This is a genomic window from Dellaglioa sp. CoH-57-MRSF-16, from assembly GCF_056782055.1.
This window is the reverse complement of the sequence record NZ_JBXAXZ010000183.1, coordinates 1-267: the sequence shown is the minus strand read 5'-3', so window position 1 is coordinate 267 and position 267 is coordinate 1. Positions and strand designations below refer to the sequence as shown.

The 267-nt window shown below is 52.4% G+C and carries 1 protein-coding gene; it reads left to right on the top strand.

Translation table 11 applies throughout. The annotated features are described in order from the left end of the window. Window positions 1–39: 39 nt before the first annotated feature. The coding region (locus AC1RPH_RS08360; protein ID WP_481762123.1) for a hypothetical protein at window positions 40–267 on the top strand (228 nt) is incomplete at its 3' end.

Below are 267 nucleotides of genomic sequence, written 5' to 3'. Positions count from 1 at the left end.
AACTCGAATGGGGTAGGCAAATCATTGCTCTTCTCAGTGTTGCCTGAAGTGATGTATGACGAACCGCAAATCGGTGAGCGTTCGGACAAGATCAAGCAAGGCCGCCGCGACATCGAGTTCATGAGCCACGCAGGAAAGAAGGTGTTGGTGCGGCGTATAATGCGCGGCAAAACCGACAAGCTGGAAATCCACGTCAACGGGAAGGATAAAGAAATCCGAACCGTTGCTGAGGCCAAGAAAACCCTGTCTCGCCTGTTTCCGATCACC